Annotated in this window: 15 protein-coding genes; 10 read left to right on the plus strand and 5 right to left on the minus strand. The window is 74.2% G+C overall.

Annotation, left to right across the window (positions count from 1 at the left end; all coding sequences use genetic code 11):
• The first annotated feature begins 53 nt into the window (after positions 1-53).
• Positions 54-1,586 carry an MFS transporter gene (locus FHL80_RS06735; RefSeq protein ID WP_138732699.1) on the plus strand — a complete coding sequence of 511 codons (1,533 nt, stop codon included), beginning with the start codon at positions 54-56 and terminating at the stop codon, positions 1,584-1,586.
• 123 nt (positions 1,587-1,709) lie between these two features.
• On the opposite strand, the gene FHL80_RS06740 is transcribed toward FHL80_RS06735, so the two are convergent.
• Together FHL80_RS06740 and FHL80_RS06745 are read right to left on the minus strand one after the other, a co-directional pair.
• Positions 1,710-2,627: a cation diffusion facilitator family transporter gene (locus FHL80_RS06740; RefSeq protein WP_138732680.1), complete on the minus strand. Its 918-nt coding sequence runs from the start codon at positions 2,625-2,627 to the stop codon at positions 1,710-1,712.
• 113 nt (positions 2,628-2,740) lie between these two features.
• Positions 2,741-3,757 carry a M23 family metallopeptidase gene (locus FHL80_RS06745; protein WP_138732681.1) on the minus strand — a complete coding sequence of 339 codons (1,017 nt, stop codon included), beginning with the start codon at positions 3,755-3,757 and terminating at the stop codon, positions 2,741-2,743.
• 278 nt (positions 3,758-4,035) lie between these two features.
• Here FHL80_RS06745 and FHL80_RS06750 point away from each other — a divergent pair, with 278 nt between their 5' ends.
• The 5 genes from FHL80_RS06750 to FHL80_RS06770 all read left to right on the plus strand — a co-directional run bounded on the left by FHL80_RS06750 (position 4,036) and on the right by FHL80_RS06770 (position 10,410).
• The gene (locus FHL80_RS06750; RefSeq protein ID WP_138732682.1) at positions 4,036-5,217 is read left to right on the plus strand and encodes a zinc-dependent alcohol dehydrogenase; all 1,182 of its coding nucleotides are present in this window, start codon (positions 4,036-4,038) and stop codon (positions 5,215-5,217) included.
• A gap of 157 nt (positions 5,218-5,374) precedes the next feature.
• Positions 5,375-6,613: an MFS transporter gene (locus FHL80_RS06755; protein ID WP_138732683.1), complete on the plus strand. Its 1,239-nt coding sequence runs from the start codon at positions 5,375-5,377 to the stop codon at positions 6,611-6,613.
• A 39-nt stretch (positions 6,614-6,652) separates the two neighbouring features.
• Positions 6,653-7,543, plus strand: coding sequence for an oxidoreductase (locus FHL80_RS06760; RefSeq protein WP_138732684.1), 891 nt, complete (start codon positions 6,653-6,655; stop codon positions 7,541-7,543).
• A 255-nt stretch (positions 7,544-7,798) separates the two neighbouring features.
• On the plus strand, positions 7,799-8,776 hold the full coding sequence (locus tag FHL80_RS06765; RefSeq protein WP_138732685.1) for a glycosyltransferase family 2 protein: 978 nt from the start codon (positions 7,799-7,801) through the stop codon (positions 8,774-8,776).
• Positions 8,773-10,410, plus strand: coding sequence for a GMC family oxidoreductase (locus tag FHL80_RS06770; RefSeq protein ID WP_138732686.1), 1,638 nt, complete (start codon positions 8,773-8,775; stop codon positions 10,408-10,410). The genes FHL80_RS06765 and FHL80_RS06770 overlap by 4 nt, the downstream gene beginning before the upstream one ends.
• Positions 10,411-10,412: 2 nt before the next feature.
• On the opposite strand, the gene FHL80_RS06775 is transcribed toward FHL80_RS06770, so the two are convergent.
• Positions 10,413-12,032: an ABC-F family ATP-binding cassette domain-containing protein gene (locus FHL80_RS06775; RefSeq protein ID WP_138732687.1), complete on the minus strand. Its 1,620-nt coding sequence runs from the start codon at positions 12,030-12,032 to the stop codon at positions 10,413-10,415.
• Between the two features lie 72 nt (positions 12,033-12,104).
• A complete protein-coding gene (locus FHL80_RS06780) occupies positions 12,105-12,533 on the minus strand; it encodes a DUF1801 domain-containing protein (RefSeq protein WP_246078503.1) in 429 nt (142 codons plus the stop codon).
• A 449-nt stretch (positions 12,534-12,982) separates the two neighbouring features.
• Here FHL80_RS06780 and FHL80_RS06785 point away from each other — a divergent pair, with 449 nt between their 5' ends.
• The 3 genes from FHL80_RS06785 (at position 12,983) to FHL80_RS06795 (ending at position 16,676) form a co-directional block, all read left to right on the plus strand.
• Positions 12,983-14,032 carry a winged helix DNA-binding domain-containing protein gene (locus FHL80_RS06785; protein WP_138732688.1) on the plus strand — a complete coding sequence of 350 codons (1,050 nt, stop codon included), beginning with the start codon at positions 12,983-12,985 and terminating at the stop codon, positions 14,030-14,032.
• 36 nt (positions 14,033-14,068) lie between these two features.
• Positions 14,069-15,040, plus strand: a complete 972-nt coding sequence (locus tag FHL80_RS06790) for an aldo/keto reductase (protein ID WP_138732689.1) — start codon at positions 14,069-14,071, stop codon at positions 15,038-15,040.
• Positions 15,041-15,116: 76 nt separating this feature from the next.
• A complete protein-coding gene (locus FHL80_RS06795) occupies positions 15,117-16,676 on the plus strand; it encodes an FUSC family protein (RefSeq protein WP_138732690.1) in 1,560 nt (519 codons plus the stop codon).
• A gap of 171 nt (positions 16,677-16,847) precedes the next feature.
• Here the strand turns inward: FHL80_RS06795 and FHL80_RS06800 are convergent, their stop codons facing one another.
• Positions 16,848-17,294: a nitroreductase family deazaflavin-dependent oxidoreductase gene (locus tag FHL80_RS06800; RefSeq protein WP_138732691.1), complete on the minus strand. Its 447-nt coding sequence runs from the start codon at positions 17,292-17,294 to the stop codon at positions 16,848-16,850.
• 112 nt (positions 17,295-17,406) lie between these two features.
• Here FHL80_RS06800 and FHL80_RS06805 point away from each other — a divergent pair, with 112 nt between their 5' ends.
• Complete coding sequence (locus tag FHL80_RS06805; RefSeq protein WP_138732692.1) at positions 17,407-17,694, plus strand: SIMPL domain-containing protein; 288 nt, start codon at positions 17,407-17,409, stop codon at positions 17,692-17,694.
• Positions 17,695-17,738 lie beyond the last annotated feature (44 nt).

Raw genomic sequence — 17,738 nt, forward strand, 5'->3', positions numbered from 1 at the left:
TTCACCCCTTGGCCGACGACCCGGCCGACCGGAACCGAACGAACGAGGACCCATTGAGCGACGCCGCCCCCACCACCCGGGCCGGGGACACCACCTCAGCGACCGAGCCCTACCCGAAGCGCTGGCTGGCACTGGCGGTCATCGCCGTCACCGTGCTGATGGTCATCCTGGACGCGACCATCGTGAACATCGCGCTGCCGGCGGTGTCGGTGGACCTGGAGGTCTCCGCCGCCACCCAGCAGTGGATCGTCACCGCCTACACCCTGACCTTCGGCGGCTTCCTGCTGCTGGGCGGGCGCATCGCGGACTTCTGGGGCCGCAAGCGCACCTACCTGGTCGGCGCCGTCGGCTTCGCCGTCGCCTCCGCGCTCGGCGGCCTGGCGCAGAACGAGGCGATGCTCTTCGGCGCCCGCGCGCTGCAGGGCGTCTTCGGTGCCCTCCTGGCGCCGGCCTCGCTGGCGCTGCTGACCGTGCTCTTCACCGACGCCAAGGAGCGGGCCAAGGCCTTCGCCGTCTACGGCGCCATCGCCGGTGGCGGCTCGGCCGTCGGCCTGCTGCTCGGCGGTGTGCTGACCGAGTACGCCGACTGGCGCTGGTGTTTCTGGGTCAACGTGCCGGTGGCCGTCATCGCCGTCGCGGCCGCCATCCCGATCGTGCCGGAGAGCAAGGCCCCCGGGGACGCCAAGTACGACATCCCGGGCGCCGTGCTGATCACGCTGGGGCTGGCGTCGCTGGTGTACGGCTTCACCAAGGTGGCGCAGGCCTCGCAGGAGGACCCGCAGGCCAACGCCTGGGCCAACGGTGCCGCGCTGACCTTCATCGTGGTCGGCCTGCTGCTCGTGGTGGCGTTCGTCGTCGTGGAGCTCCGGGTCAGGAACCCGCTGCTGCCGATGCGGCTGGTCCTCGACCGCAACCGCGGGGGCGCGTACCTGACCTCCACCCTGGTGGGCGCCGGCCTGATCGGGGCGTTCTTCTTCCTCAGCCTGTACTTCCAGCAGGTGCTGGGCTACAAGCCGGTCGAGGCCGGCTTCGCCTCCCTGCCGACCACCCTGGGCGTGCTCGTATCGGCGGGTGCGGCCAGCGCCCTGGTGCCGAGGATCGGGCCGCGACCGCTGATGGTGGTCGGTGCGCTGCTGGCCGCTGCGGGGCTGTTCCTGATGTCCTTCCTGGGCGTCGACACCTCGTTCTGGGCGCTGGCCTTCCCCGGCCAGCTGATCCTCGGCCTGGGCCTCGGCTTCACGTTCGTGCCGCTGTCCAACCTCGCGCTGATCGGCGCCGGCGAGCGCGACGCCGGCGCGGCCAGCGCGATGCTGAACGCCACCCAGCAGGTGGGCGCCTCGATCGGCACGGCCCTGCTGGCCACCATCTCGGTCGGGGCGATCACCGATGCGATCACCTCGAAGGTGGCCGCGGGCGCCGACCCCAACGACCCGGCGGTCGGCCTGGCCGCACAGGTCGAGGGCTACACCACCGCGTTCACCTGGGCGGCCGCCCTGCTGGTGGTCGGCGCGGTGGTCGCGGGCCTGCTCATCAAGGCCTCGAAGGAGGACCTGCCCGCCGAGGGCGCCGCGATCCACGCCGGCTGAAGGAGGACCCCGCTGTCCGGCCCCCGTGCAGGAGCTCGCGCCGAGCGGGTGACGTGCTGGAACGGCCCCCTTCCAGGGGCCCGCCCTGAGCGTGCGAAGGGTGGGGAGGAAGGGGGTCCTTCGTCAGTCGTGGACGGGCGACTCGTGGCCGCGGTGGCTGGAGGACTCGAGCTGGAACGTGCAGTGCTCGAGGTCGAAGTGGGCACCCAGGCAGCTGCACAGCGCGTCGAGCACCCGGCCACCGTGCCCCTCGGCCAGCACCTCCTCGCTCACCACGACGTGCGCGGAGAGCACCGGCTGACCCGAGGTGATGGTCCAGGCGTGCAGGTCGTGGACGTCGAGCACACCCGCGACGCCGAGCACGTGGGCGCGCACCTCGTCGAGGTCCACGCCCTTGGGAGCGGCCTCGAGCAGGACGTCGAACGCCTCCCGCAGCAGCGTCCAGGCACGCGGGAGCACCAGCGCACCGACGGCGAGGGAGGCGACGACGTCGGCAGCGGTCCAGCCGGTGGTGGCGATGACGACCGCGGCGACGATGACCGCCAGCGAGCCCAGCGCGTCACCGACGACCTCCAGGTAGGCGCCGCGGGTGTTCAGCGACTCCCCCTGGCCGGCGTGCAGCAGGGTCAGCGACCCGACGTTGACGACCAGCCCCAGGACGGCGACCCCGAGCATCCAGCCGGCGTGGATGTCCGGCGGGTCACCGATCCGGCGGACCGCCTCGATGACGACGTAGGCGCCGACCCCGATCAGCAGCAGGCCGTTGGCGACCGCCGCGAGCACCTCGATCCGCTGCCAGCCGAAGGTGCGGCGGCCGCGGGCGGGCCGCTGGGCGAAGGTGACCGCGCCGAGGGCCATCCCGATGCCGAGGGCGTCGGTCGCCATGTGCGCGGCATCGGCGAGCAGCGCCAGCGACCCGGACAGCAGCGCCCCGACCACCTCGACGACGAAGACCCCGCAGGTCAGCACCAGGACGACGGCGAGCCGGCCCCGGTGCGCGGCCGCGGCGGTGCCGTGCGCCGTCCCGTGGTCGTGCCCCATCGACGCCTCCCTCCCACCGGTCCCTGACATGCAGGGTGCCGCATGTCAGACCCGGATGCCAGGAACCGACCCGCTCTGAGCGTGCGAAGGGTGGGGAGGAAGGGGGTCCTTCGTCAGACCTGGACGCCGCGGTCGCGCAGCCACGGGACCGGGTCGACCTCCTGCCCGTCGATCCCGCCCAGGTGCACCTCGAAGTGCAGGTGCGGGCCGGTGGACTGCCCCTGGTCGCCCAGCAGGGCGATGGTGTCGCCGGCCCGGACGACCTGCCCCTCCGCGACGAGGACCTGCTGCATGTGGCCGTAGACGGTCACGTCGCCGTTCTCGTGCTGGAGGTACACGGCCAGGCCGAAGCCGCTGGCCGCGCCGGCCCGGACGACGACGCCGTCCATGGCCGCGTACTCCGGCGTGCCGAGCGGGGCGGCGAAGTCGATCCCGGCGTGCAGCGTGCCCCACCGGCTGCCGAACCCGCTGGACAGCCGCGCGCCCTGCACGGGCAGCACCGCCTCGGGCCGGGCGGCCTCTGCGGCGGCGGCCACCGCCGCTGCGTCGGCGTCGGCCTGGACCCGCGCGGCGGCGGCCTGGGCGTCCTCGCGCTCGGCACGGCTGGCGACCAGCTGCTGCAACCGCGAGGTGGCGTCGTCCTCGCTGGAGGCGGGCTGCTCGGCCTGCACCATGCCGAGCTCCTCGGCGACGCTGACCGGCTCGTCGGCCCGCGCGACGGCCGGCGAGGAGTCGGTCGCCACCGTCGTGCCGGCGATGCCGGCCGCGCCGATGAGCGCTGCAGCCAGGTAGAGCGCCGGCCGGCGGGTGCGGGTGGAGGGGCCGCGATGCCGGGGCTCCTGGCCGGCGGCGACCGCAGCGACCACGGCCGCGTTGCTGAACTCCGGGCGGCGCGTGGCCACGTCCTCGTCGGCGACCTGGGCGGGATCGGCGGCCGGCAGCGGCCAGACGTCCGGGAGAGCAGGTCCGTCACCGCCCGCCGGCAGTGGCCAGGGATCGCGCGCGGGCGCCGGGACCGGCACCTCGGGACCCTCGGGCGACACGGCGGCGGTGCAGCCACCTGCCGTACCGGTGCACTTCACGCACACCGATCCGTCGTCGTCGGGCCGGGCGAGATGTTGCGGTTCCATGCACCTGTCTTCCGTCGGGCGGTCTGGCTCGGACGGGGCCCATGTAAACACGCCGTGACCAGTTCGTGATCTGCGCTTCCGGGCAGGCACATGTGGTCAAGTGGGTCAGGTCACAACACTTCTTGCCAAATGAGCACCCTGCGTGACGGCACAGTTCCTGGCAGGTCGTGACTGCAACGCGCCGTCACGGGTAGGAGCGAGGAACGTCACGCCCAGGAGTTCGGCCTGCTGACCGGAGTCGCGGCCGTCTCGAGCCCCCGAGAACGAGGAGCACCACCATGCGCGCAGTGACCTGGCACGGCCGCGACGACGTCCGTGTGGACACCGTTCCGGACCCCTCCATCACCGACCCCGCGGACGTGATCGTCGAGATCACCTCCAGCGGCATCTGCGGCTCGGACCTCCACCTGATCGAGGTCATGGCGCCGTTCATGACCGTCGGCGACGTCATGGGCCACGAGCCGATGGGGATCGTGCGCGAGGTCGGTCCCGGGGTCACCGAGCTGAGGGCCGGCGACCGCGTCGTCGTGCCGTTCAACATCTCCTGCGGCACCTGCTGGATGTGCAACCAGGGGCTGCAGAGCCAGTGCGAGACGACGCAGAACCGGGAGCAGGGCTTCGGCGCCTCGCTGTTCGGCTACACCAAGCTCTACGGGCAGGTCCCCGGCGGGCAGGCGCAGTACCTCCGGGTCCCCTTCGGCAACACGCTGCCGATCAAGGTGCCCGAGGGCCCGGCCGACGACCGGTTCGTCTACCTCTCCGACGTCCTGCCGACCGCCTGGCAGGCGGTGCAGTACGCCAACGTGCAGCCCGGCAGCACGGTGCTGGTGCTGGGTCTGGGTCCGATCGGCGACATGGCCACCCGGATCGCCCAGCACCTGGGCGCCGCGCAGGTGCTGGCCTCGGACACCGTGCCCGAGCGGCTGGCCCGGGCACGCGCCAACGGCATCGACGTCCTGGACTCGACCACCCAGGCCGACGTCGTCGCCTGGGTGCGGGACAAGACCGACGGCCGCGGGCCGGACGCCGTCATCGACGCCGTCGGCATGGAGGCCCACGGCTCGCCCGGCGCCAAGTTCGCGCAGAAGGCCACCGCGCTCGTCCCCGACGCCGTGATGGAGAAGGTCATGCAGGTCGTCGGCATCGACCGGATGGCCGCGCTGAACACCGCGATCGAGGCCGTCCGGCGCGGCGGGACCATCTCGCTGTCCGGCGTCTACGGCGGGGCGACCGACCCGATGCCCCTGATGCGGATGTTCGACAAGCAGATCGAGCTGCGCATGGGCCAGGCCAACGTCTGGCGCTGGGTGCCGGACATCCTGCCGCTGCTCACCGACGCCGACCCGCTGGGCGTGGACACCTTCGCCACGCACCACGTCCCGCTGGAGCAGGCGCCGCAGGCCTACGAGACCTTCCGGCAGAAGCAGGACGGCGCGGTCAAGGTGCTGCTCCAGCCCTGACCCCCGGACCATCGCGGGCCGTGCCGCAGGTCCACGGCCCGCGACGTGACGAGGTTCATGCCCGTCAGGTGCAAGGATCTGGGGCCCGCTCCTCTTGGCTGTAGAGGACGCCGACGTCCGCGTCGAACCCCCGTGCCCCACCTCGAGGAGCTCTGCCTTGCCCCGCGCCCTGCTCGCGCTCGCCATCGGTGCCTTCGGCATCGGCACCACCGAGTTCGTGGTGATGGGCATGCTGCCCCAGATCGCCAACGGGCTGGACGTCTCCGTCATGGCGGTCGGGCTGCTGATCTCCGCCTACGCCATCGGCGTCGTCATCGGCGCCCCCACGCTGACCGCGTTGGGCGTGCGGTTCACCCCGCGGCAGACGCTGGTCGCGCTGATGGTGCTGTTCACCGTCGGCAACCTGCTGTCGGCGCTGGCGCCCGGCTACGGCTGGCTCGTCGCCGCCCGGGTGTTCGCCGCCTTGGCCCACGGGTCCTTCTTCGGCGTCGGCGCGGTCGCCGCGCGGCGGCTGGTGCCCAAGGAGAAGGCCACCCAGGCGATCTCCCTGATGATCACCGGTCTGACCGTGGCGAACGTGGTCGGCGTCCCGCTGGGCACCTTCCTCGCCCAGCAGGTCAGCTGGCGGCTGGTCTTCGCCGCGGTGGCGGCCATCGGCCTGGTCACCATCGCCGGGCTGCTGGCCTGGATGCCGACGGTCACCGGCGAGCCCACCGACCTGCGCAGCGAGCTGGGCGCCTTCCGCCGGCGCGGCGTGTGGCTGGTGCTCGGCACCACGATGATCGGCTTCGCGGCCCTGTTCTCGGTCTACAGCTACGTCAGCCCGATCCTCACCGAGCTGGGCGGCATCCCCGAGGTCTGGGTCACCCCGGTGCTGGGCCTGTTCGGCGCCGGCACCACGGTCGGCACGCTGGTCGGTGGCCGGCTGGGTGACCGCTGGGGCATGTCGTTCGTGGCGGTCGGGCTGCTGGGCACCGCCGGTGCGCTCGCGGTCCTGGCGCTGGTGGCGCGCACCCCGGTCGCCGCGATCACCGTGCTGGTCTGCTTCGGCATGCTCGCCTTCGCCCTCGGCCCGGTCGTGCAGAACCGGGTGATCGAGGCGGCCCGCGTGCCCGGCGGCAGCCTGGTGTCCGCGGCCAACCAGGCGGCCTTCAACCTGGCCAACGCCCTGGGGGCCGCGCTGGGTGCCGCGGCGCTCTCGGCGGGGCTCGGCTACACCGCGCCGATCTGGGTGGGCGCCTTCCTTGCCCTGGTCGGCGCGGGGATCGCCGTGGTGACCATCCGCTCCGAGCGCCGCGAGCGCACCGCGCTGGCCTTCGCCGCCCGGGCCGACGTCGACGCCTGGCAGCGCACGCTCGCCCCCGTCGCCGACGCCACACCCGCCGCCGCCCGCTGACCGTTTGACCGGCCCCGGGGGCGGGGGTAAGCCCTGGTCATGACGACGACGGCGGAGAAGTCCGGCCAGTTCCCCCTCGGCGACCGCGCGGTGCACCGCATCGGCTACGGCGCCATGCAGCTCGCCGGCCCCCAAGTGATGGGCCCCCCGGCCGACCGCGACGGCGCCATCGCGGTGCTGCGCCGCGCGGTCGAGCTGGGCGTGGACCACATCGACACCAGCGACTACTACGGCCCGCACGTGACCAACGAGATCATCCGCGAGGCGCTGCACCCCTACCCCGAGCAGCTGACCATCGTCACCAAGATCGGCGCCCGTCGGACACCGGAGGGCGAGTGGCCGGAGGCGCTGGGCGCCGACGAGCTGCGCCAGGCCGTGCACGACAACCTCGACCACCTCGGGCTCGACGCGATCGACGTGGTCAACCTGCGGATGCCCGGCTTCGCCGAGCCGGTGCAGCGCTCGCTGGCCGAGCCGATGGAGACCCTGGCCGCGCTGCAGCAGGAGGGCCTGGTCAAGCACATCGGCGTCAGCAACGTGACCCCGCAGATGCTGGCCGAGGCGCGGGGCATCGCCCCGGTGGTCTGCGTGCAGAACCACTACAATCTGGTGCACCGGGCCGACGACCCGCTGGTCGACGCGCTGGCCCGGGAGGGCATCGCCTACGTGCCGTTCTTCCCGCTCGGCGGCTTCAGCCCGATCCAGTCCGCGGCGCTGGAGTCGGTGGCCCGGACGCTGGAGACGACGCCGATGGAGGTCGCGCTCGCCTGGCTGCTGGCCCGCTCCCCCAACCTCGTGCTCATCCCCGGCACCCGCTCGATCGGGCACCTGGAGCAGAACCTGGAGGCGGCCGCCCGGGTGCTCGGCCCGGTGGAGATGGCCGAGCTCGACCGCATCGGCGGCGACGGCACCCTCGACCCCGACCTCTGAGGCCCCGCGGGGCCATGTCGGCCAACACGGCCCCTCGGGCCCGTCCGCGGACGGTGCGGATGCGGGCGACGCGGTCGTCGACGTCCTGCCGACCTACCGGGGCGAGGGTCACACCTTCGGGTGACTCCCGCAACGGAGCGTCAGCAGACCTGTCGTAGATCGTCACTCGCTGCTAGTTTTCGCCACCGTCCTCCTCCGACGCTGCAGGTGGTCGCACGGCCCGAGCCCCCGGGCGCCCACGACGAGAGAGAGACCATGCCTGTCGAGAAGAGCACCGCTCCCCTGGCCGACGTGGTGATCTGCACCTACACCGACGCCCGCTGGGACCTGCTCGAGCGGGCGGTCGCCTCCGTCCAGGCCCAGACGGTCGCCCCGGCGAAGATCCTCCTCTGCGTCGACCACAACGACGAGCTGCTCGAGCGCTGCCAGGCGACCTGGGGTCCGGGCACCGACCAGCCGGGGCCGCCGATCGAGGTCTTCCCCAACCGGTTCGCCGGGCGGCTGGGCTCGGCGCGCAACACCGCGGTCGAGCGGGTCACCGCCGAGGTCGTCGCCTTCCTCGACGACGACGCCGAGGCCGACCCGACGTGGTTGGAGACCCTCGTGTCGGTCTACGTCGAGGACGGCGCCGTGGCCGTCGGCGGCGCCCCGCTGCCCAACCACCAGATCGCCCGGCCGGGCTGGTTCCCCTACGAGTTCGACTGGGTGTTCGGCTGCCACTACGCCGGGCTGCCCGAGGTGCGCGAGCCGGTGCGGCACCTGATCGGCGCCAGCATGTCGGTGCGGACCGACGCGCTGCGCGCGGTGGGCGGCTTCCACTCCGACAAGCACGACGACATGGACCTCTCGCACCGGATCGCTGCGGCGCACGGCGCGGCGGCCGTCGTCTACGAGCCCAAGGCGCGGATCTACCACTTCGTCCACCCCGAGCGGCTGACCTGGGACTACTTCTGGCGGCGCTGCTACACGATCAACCGGGGCAAGGTCCGCGCCTTCTCCGACATGGGGTCGGCCGGCAACATCCGCGCCGAGCTCGAGTTCGCCCGCGCGATGGTGGGCAGCGTGGCCGGCAAGCTGCTGCGGGCGCTGCGCGGCGATCGGGACGCCGGCCTCCAGGCGGCGGCCGTCGTCGGCGGCCTGGCCGCGGCCGGGATCGGGCACCTGCGCGGCCGGCTGGACCTGCGGACGGGCCGGCTCCCCGTCTCGCTGACCGTCGGTCTCGAACCCCGGTGACCCCTGCGGGCACGCACCTCGTCATCGGCTCGGGCGCCTCGGGCGCGATGGTGGCCTGGACGCTCGCCTGCCGCGGGGACCAGCAGGTGACGGTGCTCGACCTGGGCAGCCGGCTGGACGCCTCCCGAGCAGCCGCGCTGGCGCGGATGGGCTCCCGGGACGAGGCGTCGTGGGACCCCTCCGACCTGCAGCTGGTCACCGCCCGGTCCGCCGGGGGTGGCCGCGCCGTGCCGCAGAAGCGGGTCTACGGGTCCGACCACCCGTTCCGCGACCTCGGCCAGGTGACCGGCATCCGCGGCGGGCGACCGGACACCAACACCGACGCCGTCTCCTCCGCCTACGGCGGGTTCACCAACCTCTGGGGCGCCCAGGCGATGCCGTTCTCGCCGGGCACCTTCCGGGACTGGCCGGTGTCCTGGGCGGAGATGGAACCGCACTACCGGGCCACCCTGGAGCAGGTGCCGCTGGCCGCCGAGGTGGACGACCTGGCCGGCTCGTTCCCGCTGCTGGCCCCCCGGAGCGCGCTGCCGCCGCTGGGCGCGCGGACCGAGGCGGTGCTGCAGCGCTACGCGGAGCACCGGACGGCGTTGCGGCGGCGCGGGGTGACCGTCGGCCGGGCCCGGCTGGCGTTCCGGGCCAACGACTGCACCCGCTGCGGGCTGTGCATGACCGGCTGCCCGCACGGCCTCGTCTACAGCGCCTCGCAGACCATGGACCAGGTGCGGCGGCTGCCCAACGTCCGCTACGTCGGCGGCGTCCTGGTCGAGGAGGTCGGGCAGGACGACCAGGGTGCCGTGGCCCGGTTCCGCGAGCTGGCCACCGGCGCACGGCACGAGCTCCGCGCGGACCGGGTGTTCGTCGGCGCCGGCGCGATGGGCACGACCCGGCTGGTCCTCGGCTCGCTGCCGGAGCCGCCGGCGAGCGTGCGGATGGCCGAGTCGCTGCAGTTCGTCGTGCCGTTCCTCTCCCGGCGCGGCGTGGCCGACCCCCGTCGTCCGGGCGCGCGCGACTTCACGCTCAACCAGTTCAACGTGCTGCTGTCCTTCGACGAGGACGACGTCGACACCGCGCACGTGCACGGCTACCCCTACAATCCGACGTTCCTCGACGCCCTGCCCGGCCCGCTGCGCTCCCCGGCGCTGTCCGGGCTGACCACCGAGGTGCTGCGGCGGCTGACCGTCGGGTTCGGCTACCTGCCCTCCTGGGCCTCACCGGGGATCAGGGTGACCGCCCGCCGGGGTGCCGGCGGCCTGCCCGAGCTGGACCTCACCCCTGAGGACGCCGGGATGCGGCCGGCGATGCTCGCCCCGGTGCTGCGCCGGCTGGCGCGGATCGCACCGGCGCTGGACCTGTGGCCCGTCCTGACCCACGTCGCGGTCAGCGGTGCGGGCAAGAGCTACCACTTCGGCAGCACCTTCCCGCACCAGCGAGCGGGCGGGCGGGGCGGCACCGACCGGTGGGGCCGGCTGCCGGAGTGGGACCGGGTCCACCTCGTCGACGGCTCGGTCCTCCCGACCCTGGCCTCGACGACGTTCACGCTGACCGTGATGGCGAACGCGACCCGGATCGCGACCGAGGTCCTCGACGGACGGGCCACCACCACGTCGACGGCGTCGGCGGGGTCCGCCCGCTGAGGTCAGCGGGTGCGCTGGACCCGGCCCTCGTCGAAGACCGGCTCGGGTGCCTCGTAGACCCGCCCGTCCGAGCCGAAGACCAGGAACCGGTCGAAGGTGCGGGCGAACCAGCGGTCGTGGGTCACCGTGATGACCGTGCCGTCGAACGCGCCGAGCGCCGCCTCCAGCGACTCGGCACTGAGCACGTCCAGGTTGTCCGTCGGCTCGTCGAGCAGCAGCAGCGTCGAGCCGGAGAGCTCCAGCAGCAGCACCTGGAACCGGGCCTGCTGGCCACCGGACAGCGACCGGAACAGCTGGTCGCCGGAGTCGGCCAGCCCGTAGCGGCGCAGCGTCGCCATCGCCCGGCCCCGGTCGACGCCGGGACGACCGGGCTCGCCGTGCCAGAGCAGGTCGACCAGCGTCCGCTCGAGCCACTCCGGATGGGCGTGGGTCTGGGCGAAGAACCCGGGGACGACGCGCGCCCCCAGCCGCCAGCCGCCGGTGTGCGCGACGTCCTGCCCGGCCAGCAGCCGCAGGAAGTGCGACTTGCCCGCACCGTTGGAGCCCAGCACCGCGACCCGGTCGCCGTACTCGACCTCCAGGTCGAAGGGACGCATCAGGCCGGCGAGCTCCAGCTGCTCGGCGATGACCACCCGCACGCCGGTGCGGCCGCCGCGCAGGCGCATGGTCACCGACTGGTCCGGCGGCCGCTCCGGCGGCGGCCCGGCGGCCTCGTACTTCGCCAGCCGGGTCTGCATGGCGTGGTAGCGGGCGGCCATGTCGGGTGAGTTCTTGGCCTGCTGCTGCAGCGTGCGGACCAGCTCGACGAGCCGGTCGTGCTCCTCGTCCCAGCGCTTGCGCAGCTCCGCCATCCGGTCGTGCCGGGCGGCGCGCGCGGCGGGGTAGCCGGCCCAGTTCCCGCCGTGCACCCATGCCGTCCCGCCCTCGACGGTGACCACCCGGTCGGCGACCCGGGAGAGCAGCTCCCGGTCGTGGCTGACGAACAGCACGGTCTTGCGGGTCTCGCGCAGCCGCTCCTCCAGCCAGCGCTTGCCGGGGACGTCGAGGTAGTTGTCCGGCTCGTCGAGCAGCAGCACCTGGTCCGGACCACGGAGCAGGCACTCCAGGGCCAGCCGCTTCTGCTCACCACCGGACAGGGACTCGAGTGCGCGGTACTTGCAGCCGTCGTAGGGGACGCCGAGCGCGGCGACGGTCACGGTGTCCCAGGTGACCTCGACGTCGTAGCCGCCCACGTCACCCCAGTGCCCGAGCGCGTTCGCGTAGGCCATCTGGGCGGGCTCGTCGTCGATCTCCATCATCGCCAGCTCGGCGGCCTCGACGGCGTCCCAGGCCTCGCGGACCGCGGGTGGCGCGAGGTCGACGAGGAACCGCTGGACGGTCGTGTCGTCGCGGACCGAGCCGATGAACTGCCGCATCACCCCGAGCCCGCCGGTGCGCGCGACCGAGCCGGCCTCGGGCACCAGGTCACCGCTGATGATCCGCAGCAGCGTGGTCTTGCCGGCGCCGTTCTCCCCGACCAGCGCGGCGCAGGCGCCCTCGCCCACCCGGAAGTTGACGTCGTCGAGCAGCACCCGCCCGTCGGGGAGGGTGTGCCGCACTCCGGTCACGTCGACGTAGCCCACGGCTCCATCCTCCTGGACGCGGCAACGCCGTTCCCGGGCACTGCGCGGGGCGGCTCCGCAGGGGTCGGCGCGTCAGCCGCTGTAGGCGTTGCGCCCCTCGGCGGTGCTGGCGACGGCGTCCCGGACCAACTGATCGAGCGCCACGGTGTCCACCCGGTCCAGCGAGGTGAACCGGATGCAGCTCTTCCCGCAGGACACCCGGCCGAGCGCGGCGGCCCGGGACTCGGCGAGGTACTCCCCGTCGACGACGGCGCAGACGTACAGGGAGAGGTGCCTCTTCTGAGCCGCCAGCGCGATGAGCGGCCACGTCGTGGTCTCCTTCGCCGACCTCGGTCGGTAGGGCATGAGCCCGTAGCCGAGCACCTGTCCCGACCCGGCCGGCACCAGCTGCCGGTCGATCCCGGGTGCTGCGGCCTGCACCAGCGCGTCGACCCGGCGCAGCTCGCCGGCCCGGTCACCGGCGGCGGCAAACCACTCGTCCACGTCCATGTCGGCGGCCACCGTCAGAGCACCGTGCCGAGCAGCACCGCCCCGGCGGCGAGCAGCATCGCCGCCACGATGATCCCGGCGACCATCCGCTGGCGCCGCCGTCCCTCTGGGCCGAGGTTGCCCATCCCCATCATGAGGGCACGGTACGACGTCAGGCGGCGGATGACGGAGCCCGTTCCGCTGCAGCGGAACCGGCCGGTCATCAGCTGCCGCTCCGGTCGGGTGCCGGAACCGTGGGGAGCCGGCGTTGGCGCTCGATGGCACGGCGGTGGTGGTGCCGCCGATCCGGTTCGACCGCCGAGCGCTCCCGCCGGGCGCACGCCCGGCCGAGCACTCGTCTCCCGCTCGTCAGAAGGGCGGTGGGTTGGTGACCGAGGTGGGCCCGTCGGGACAGCGGATCCGGTGGTCGAGCTCGCCGGCGGCGACCTCAGGATGTCGGAGGCTGCTGCCAAGGTGGGCACGTGGAGGAGCTCTCGTTGCTGCGGATGGCCGCCCAGCGCCTGGTCGGGCCCCGGGCGGCGAGCCCGGCCCAGGCGGTCCGGTGGCTGACCGCCGTCCAGGCGCAGGACCTGCCCGGCGCGCTGACCTCGGTGGCCCTGCGCACCGACGGCGGCACCCGGGCCGCCGTCACCGCCGCCCTCGACGCCGGCGAGGTCGTCCGCTCGTGGCCGATGCGCGGCACGCTGCACCTCACCGCCGCCGGGGACCTCCCCTGGATGCTGGCGCTGCTCGGTCCCAAGGTGCTGGCCGGGGCCGCCGGCCGGCGGGCCACCGTGGGGCTGACCGACGCCGACGTGGCACGGGCCCGGGACGTGGCGCTGGCCGCGCTCACGGGCGGCCGCCGACTGACCCGCACCGAGCTGGTCTCCGCGCTCGCGGCGGGCGGCGTGCCGACCGAGGGGCAGCGCGGCTACCACCTGCTGTGGTGGCTCGCCCAGTCGGGGCTGACCTGCCTCGGTCCGACCGTGGACGGCGACCAGCAGTTCGTCCTGCTCGACGAGTGGGTGCCGGCACCGCGGCAGCTCGAGCGCGACGAGGCGCTGGGCGAGCTGACTCTGCGGTTCTTCGCCTCGCACGGCCCGGCGACGGTCAAGGACCTGGTCCGCTGGGCAGGCGTGCTGGTGCGCGACGTCAAGGTCGGCCTGGCGGTCGCCGCTCCGCAGCTGGAGCGCCTCGTGGTCGACGGCACCGAGCACTGGATGGACCCGGCCACCCCGGACCGGCTCGCCGCCGCGCGTGCCGAGGCCGAGGGGGTGCACCTGCTGCCCGGCTTCGACGAGTTGGTGCTCGGCTACGCCGACCGCAGCTGCACGGTGCCGGCCGAGTTCGCCGACCGGATCGTGCCCGGCAACAACGGCATGTTCCGGGCCACCGCGGTGTCCGCAGGGACCGCGGTCGGCGTCTGGCGCACCGGCCGGGGGAAGACCCGGCCGATCGACCTGGAGCCCTTCGCCGAGCTGCCCGCCGCCGTGCGCAGCGGGATCGAGGAGCGCTACGGCGCGCTGCCCTGAGGTTGCCCCGGCCAACAGCGGGGAAGGGGTCCTCCCATGGAGTACACGCGTCTGGGCACCACCGGCCTGCAGGTCTCCCGCATCTGCCTGGGCATGATGAGCTTCGGCGACCCTGCCCGCGGCGGTCACCCGTGGAGCCTCCCGGAGGAGGAGAGCCGCGCGGTGATCGAGAAGGCGCTGGCCGCCGGGATCACCTTCTTCGACACCGCGAACGTGTACTCGGCGGGCTCCAGCGAGGAGATCACCGGCCGCGCGCTGAAGGACTTCGCCGACCGCGAGGCCGTCGTCCTCGCCACCAAGGTGCACGGCCGGATGCGACCCGGCCCCAACGGGGCGGGGTTGTCCCGCAAGGCGATCCTGGCCGAGCTCGACGCCAGCCTCACCCGGCTGGGCACCGACTACGTCGACCTGTACCAGATCCACCGGTGGGACCCGCACACGCCGATCGAGGAGACCCTGGAGGCACTGGACTCCGCCGTGCGGTCGGGGAAGGTGCGGTACCTCGGCGCTTCCAGCATGTGGGCCTGGCAGTTCAGCAAGGCGCTGCACCGGGCCGGTGAGCACGGCTGGCACCGCTTCGTCTCCATGCAGGACCACTACAACCTGCTCAACCGGGAGGAGGAGCGGGAGATGCTGCCGCTCTGCGCCGACGAGGGCGTCGGCGTCATCCCGTGGAGCCCGCTCGCCCGCGGCCGGTTGACCCGCGACTGGGACGCGAGCACCACCCGCTCGGAGACCGACGAGTTCGGCAGCAAGCTGTACGACGAGGCCGACCAGGCGATCGTCGAGCGGGTGGCCGAGGTCGCCGGGGCGCGGGAGGTGCCGCGCGCACAGGTGGCCCTGGCCTGGCTGCTGAGCAAGCCGGTGGTCACCGCACCGATCGTCGGGGTGACCAAGGACCGGCACCTGGACGACGCCGTGGCCGCGGTCGACCTCCGGCTGACTCCCGAGGAGATCGCCCGGCTGGAGGAGCCCTACACGCCGCACGCGGTGGTCGGCTTCTCCTGAGCGGGAGCGACGGGTGACGCAGCTCGCCCGTCGGCAGTGATCTCCGTCGACGACGCGCTCCCGGCAGGAGGAGACGATGAGGGTCGTGTCGCGCCTCCTCTCCCCGCTGCGCCGGGTGGCGCCGCACGTCCTCGGGCCGCGGCTGCCCGCGCCGAGCGCGCTGTGGGCCGCCCACCGCCGCCGGGCGCTGTCCGCGGCGGTCTGCGTCACCGGACCGCTGGCCGTGTTCGTGCTGCTCGGCCGCGCCGACCTCGGCGCGGCCGCGGCGCTCGGCGGCTTCACCGCCGTGTACGGGCACGCGCTCCTCTACCGGCGGCGGTCGCTGGTCTCGGCGGGTGTGGGCCTCGCACTCGCCGCGGCGGTCGGCCTCGGCGGGCTGGCCGGGCCGCACCCGTTCCTGCTCGCCGCCGTCCTCGGCCTGCTCGGGGCGGCCGCCACGGCGGCCACCGCGGTCTGGCAGATCGGCCCGCCCGGCCCGCTGATGGCCGTGCTGGTCGGCGGCAGCGCGAGCGCTCTGGGCTCCTCCCCCGGGCTGATCGGGCAGCACGTGGCCGCCGCCGCGGGCTCGGCCGCGCTCTCCTGGCTGGTCGTCATGGCGGCGTGGTCGTGGGACCCGGCCGGCCCCGAGCGACGCGCCGTCGCCGCCGCGGAGAGCGCGGTCGCCGGAGCCGAGCGGGGCGGGCTGCGGGACGCTCGACCGGACGGCGTCGCCCGGGCGGTCCGCATCGCCCACGTCGCGGTGGCCGGGAGCAGCCGGCGGCGCCGGTCCCTGTGGTCGCGGCTGGAGGACATCGAGACCCGGTTCATGCGGGCGCTGCCGGCCACCGACCCCGCTGCCCGGGCCGACCCCCGCGCGCCGGCCGCTCCGGTCCGGGGGCACACCCCGCTGTGGGTGCCGACCGCCGCGCGCATCGGCGTGGGCGCCTGGGCGGCGGGGTCGCTCGCCGCCGGGCTCGGGCTGCACAGCCCGTACTGGGCCTCGACCGCCGCCGTCGCCGTCCTGCTGGGCACCGACGCCCGGCACACCCGGGCCCGGGCCCTGCACCGGGTGACCGGCACGCTGCTGGGGACCGGGGTGACGGCGCTGCTGTTCTGGCTGGACCTGCCGGTAGCGGTCACCGTCGCCCTGATCGGGGTCATGCTCGTCGGTGTCGAGCTGCTGGTGGTCAGCCAGTACGTGCTGGCCGTCGCGCTGATCACGCCGGTCTCGTTGTCGCTGGTGCACCTCGGCGCGAACAGCCCACCCGGCGCGGACCTGATCACCGTCCGGCTGGGCGAGACGCTCGTCGGGATCGCGGTCGGGCTCGCCGCCGGCCTGCTGCTCCTCCCCCGCCCGGGCAGCCGTCGGTTGCCGGCCGCAGTCGGGGCCACCGTCGAGCGGGCGCTGGCGGCGGCCGCGGCGCCGCCGGGCGGGCCGGCGGACGCGGCGCTGCGCGACTCCCTGGTGGCCCAGCACGAGGTGGCGACGGCGACCCGCGCGGAGCTGTTCGCCGCGCCGGGCGCCGACCTCGAGCTGCACCGCTCACGGCAGGTGGCCGACCTCGGCTGGGCGCTCCTGGGCGCCCGCGCCCGCGGTGAGGACGCGCTCGCCGCCTGGGTGGGCGCCCGGATCACCGCCGACCTCGCGCCGCGCTGAGCTCAGCCGGGCAACCCGACCAGCCCGGCGGAGAGCTCCCACAGCTCGCGGGCCCGGACGGCGTCCCGGGCCGGGGGCAGGGTCGGCGTGGGCGACCGGTCAGCGTGCAGCCGGCCGCGGCCCCGACGCCGTCGCCGGCACCGGTGACGACGACCGGCGCGCTGCCCGCCGTCAGCTGGTCGGCTCGACGAGGACGATCGGGATCTTGCGATCGGTCTTCTGCTGGTAGTCGGCGTAGTCGCGGTAGGCGGCGACGGCGCGCTCCCACCACTGGTCGTACTCGCTCCCGTCGATCTCGCGGGCCACGCCGTCGCGGACCTGGTCGCCGTCCTGCACGGTGACCTGGTCGGGGTGGGCCTTGAGGTTGAAGTACCACGTCGGGTGCTTCGGGGCACCACCCTGCGAGGCGACCATCGCGTAGACGCCGTCGTGCTCGACCCGCATCAGCGGGTTCTTGCGGACCTTGCCGCTCTTGGCACCGCGGGTGGTGAAGACGACGACCGGCTCGGTCCGGCCGGGCAGCGTGTTGCCCTCCCGGCCGCCGGTGCGCTCGTACAGCTCCACCTGGTCGCGGACCCACTTCTCCGGACTCGGCTCGTACTCACCTTCCAGGGGCATGCGCTGACCCTAGGGCGGGCCCCGGCGGGCCGCCGTCCGGGTGCGCCGCCGCGCGCGGAACGGCAGAGTGCTCCGAGCGGTCCGGGCAGACGTCCCGGCGCGGAGGGGAGCGATGACCGAGAGCGCGCGCGTGGTCGTGCGCGGTGAGGCCGTCGCCGAGGTGCTCCCCGACGCCGCCGCCCGGGCTCGCGGCCACGCGGCCGCGCTGGGCGCCCGGCTCACCGGGCTGGTCGAGGTCCGCGACGCCGGCACCGGCGGTGCCGGCGGCCGGGTCGCGAAGGCCTCGCTCGCGGTGGCCGCACCGGCGCTGGAGCTGCAGCCGGGCCCCTCCCAGGTGCACGGCTCGGTCGAGATGACCTTCACGATGTCCCCACCCGACCAGGAGGTCTACGCACGATGAGGTTCCGGGAGAGCGGCAGGCTGGACACCTCCGGCGTGCAGGAC

The organism is Modestobacter excelsi, assembly GCF_005930495.1.
Classification (GTDB): Bacteria; Actinomycetota; Actinomycetes; order Mycobacteriales; family Geodermatophilaceae; genus Modestobacter; species Modestobacter excelsi.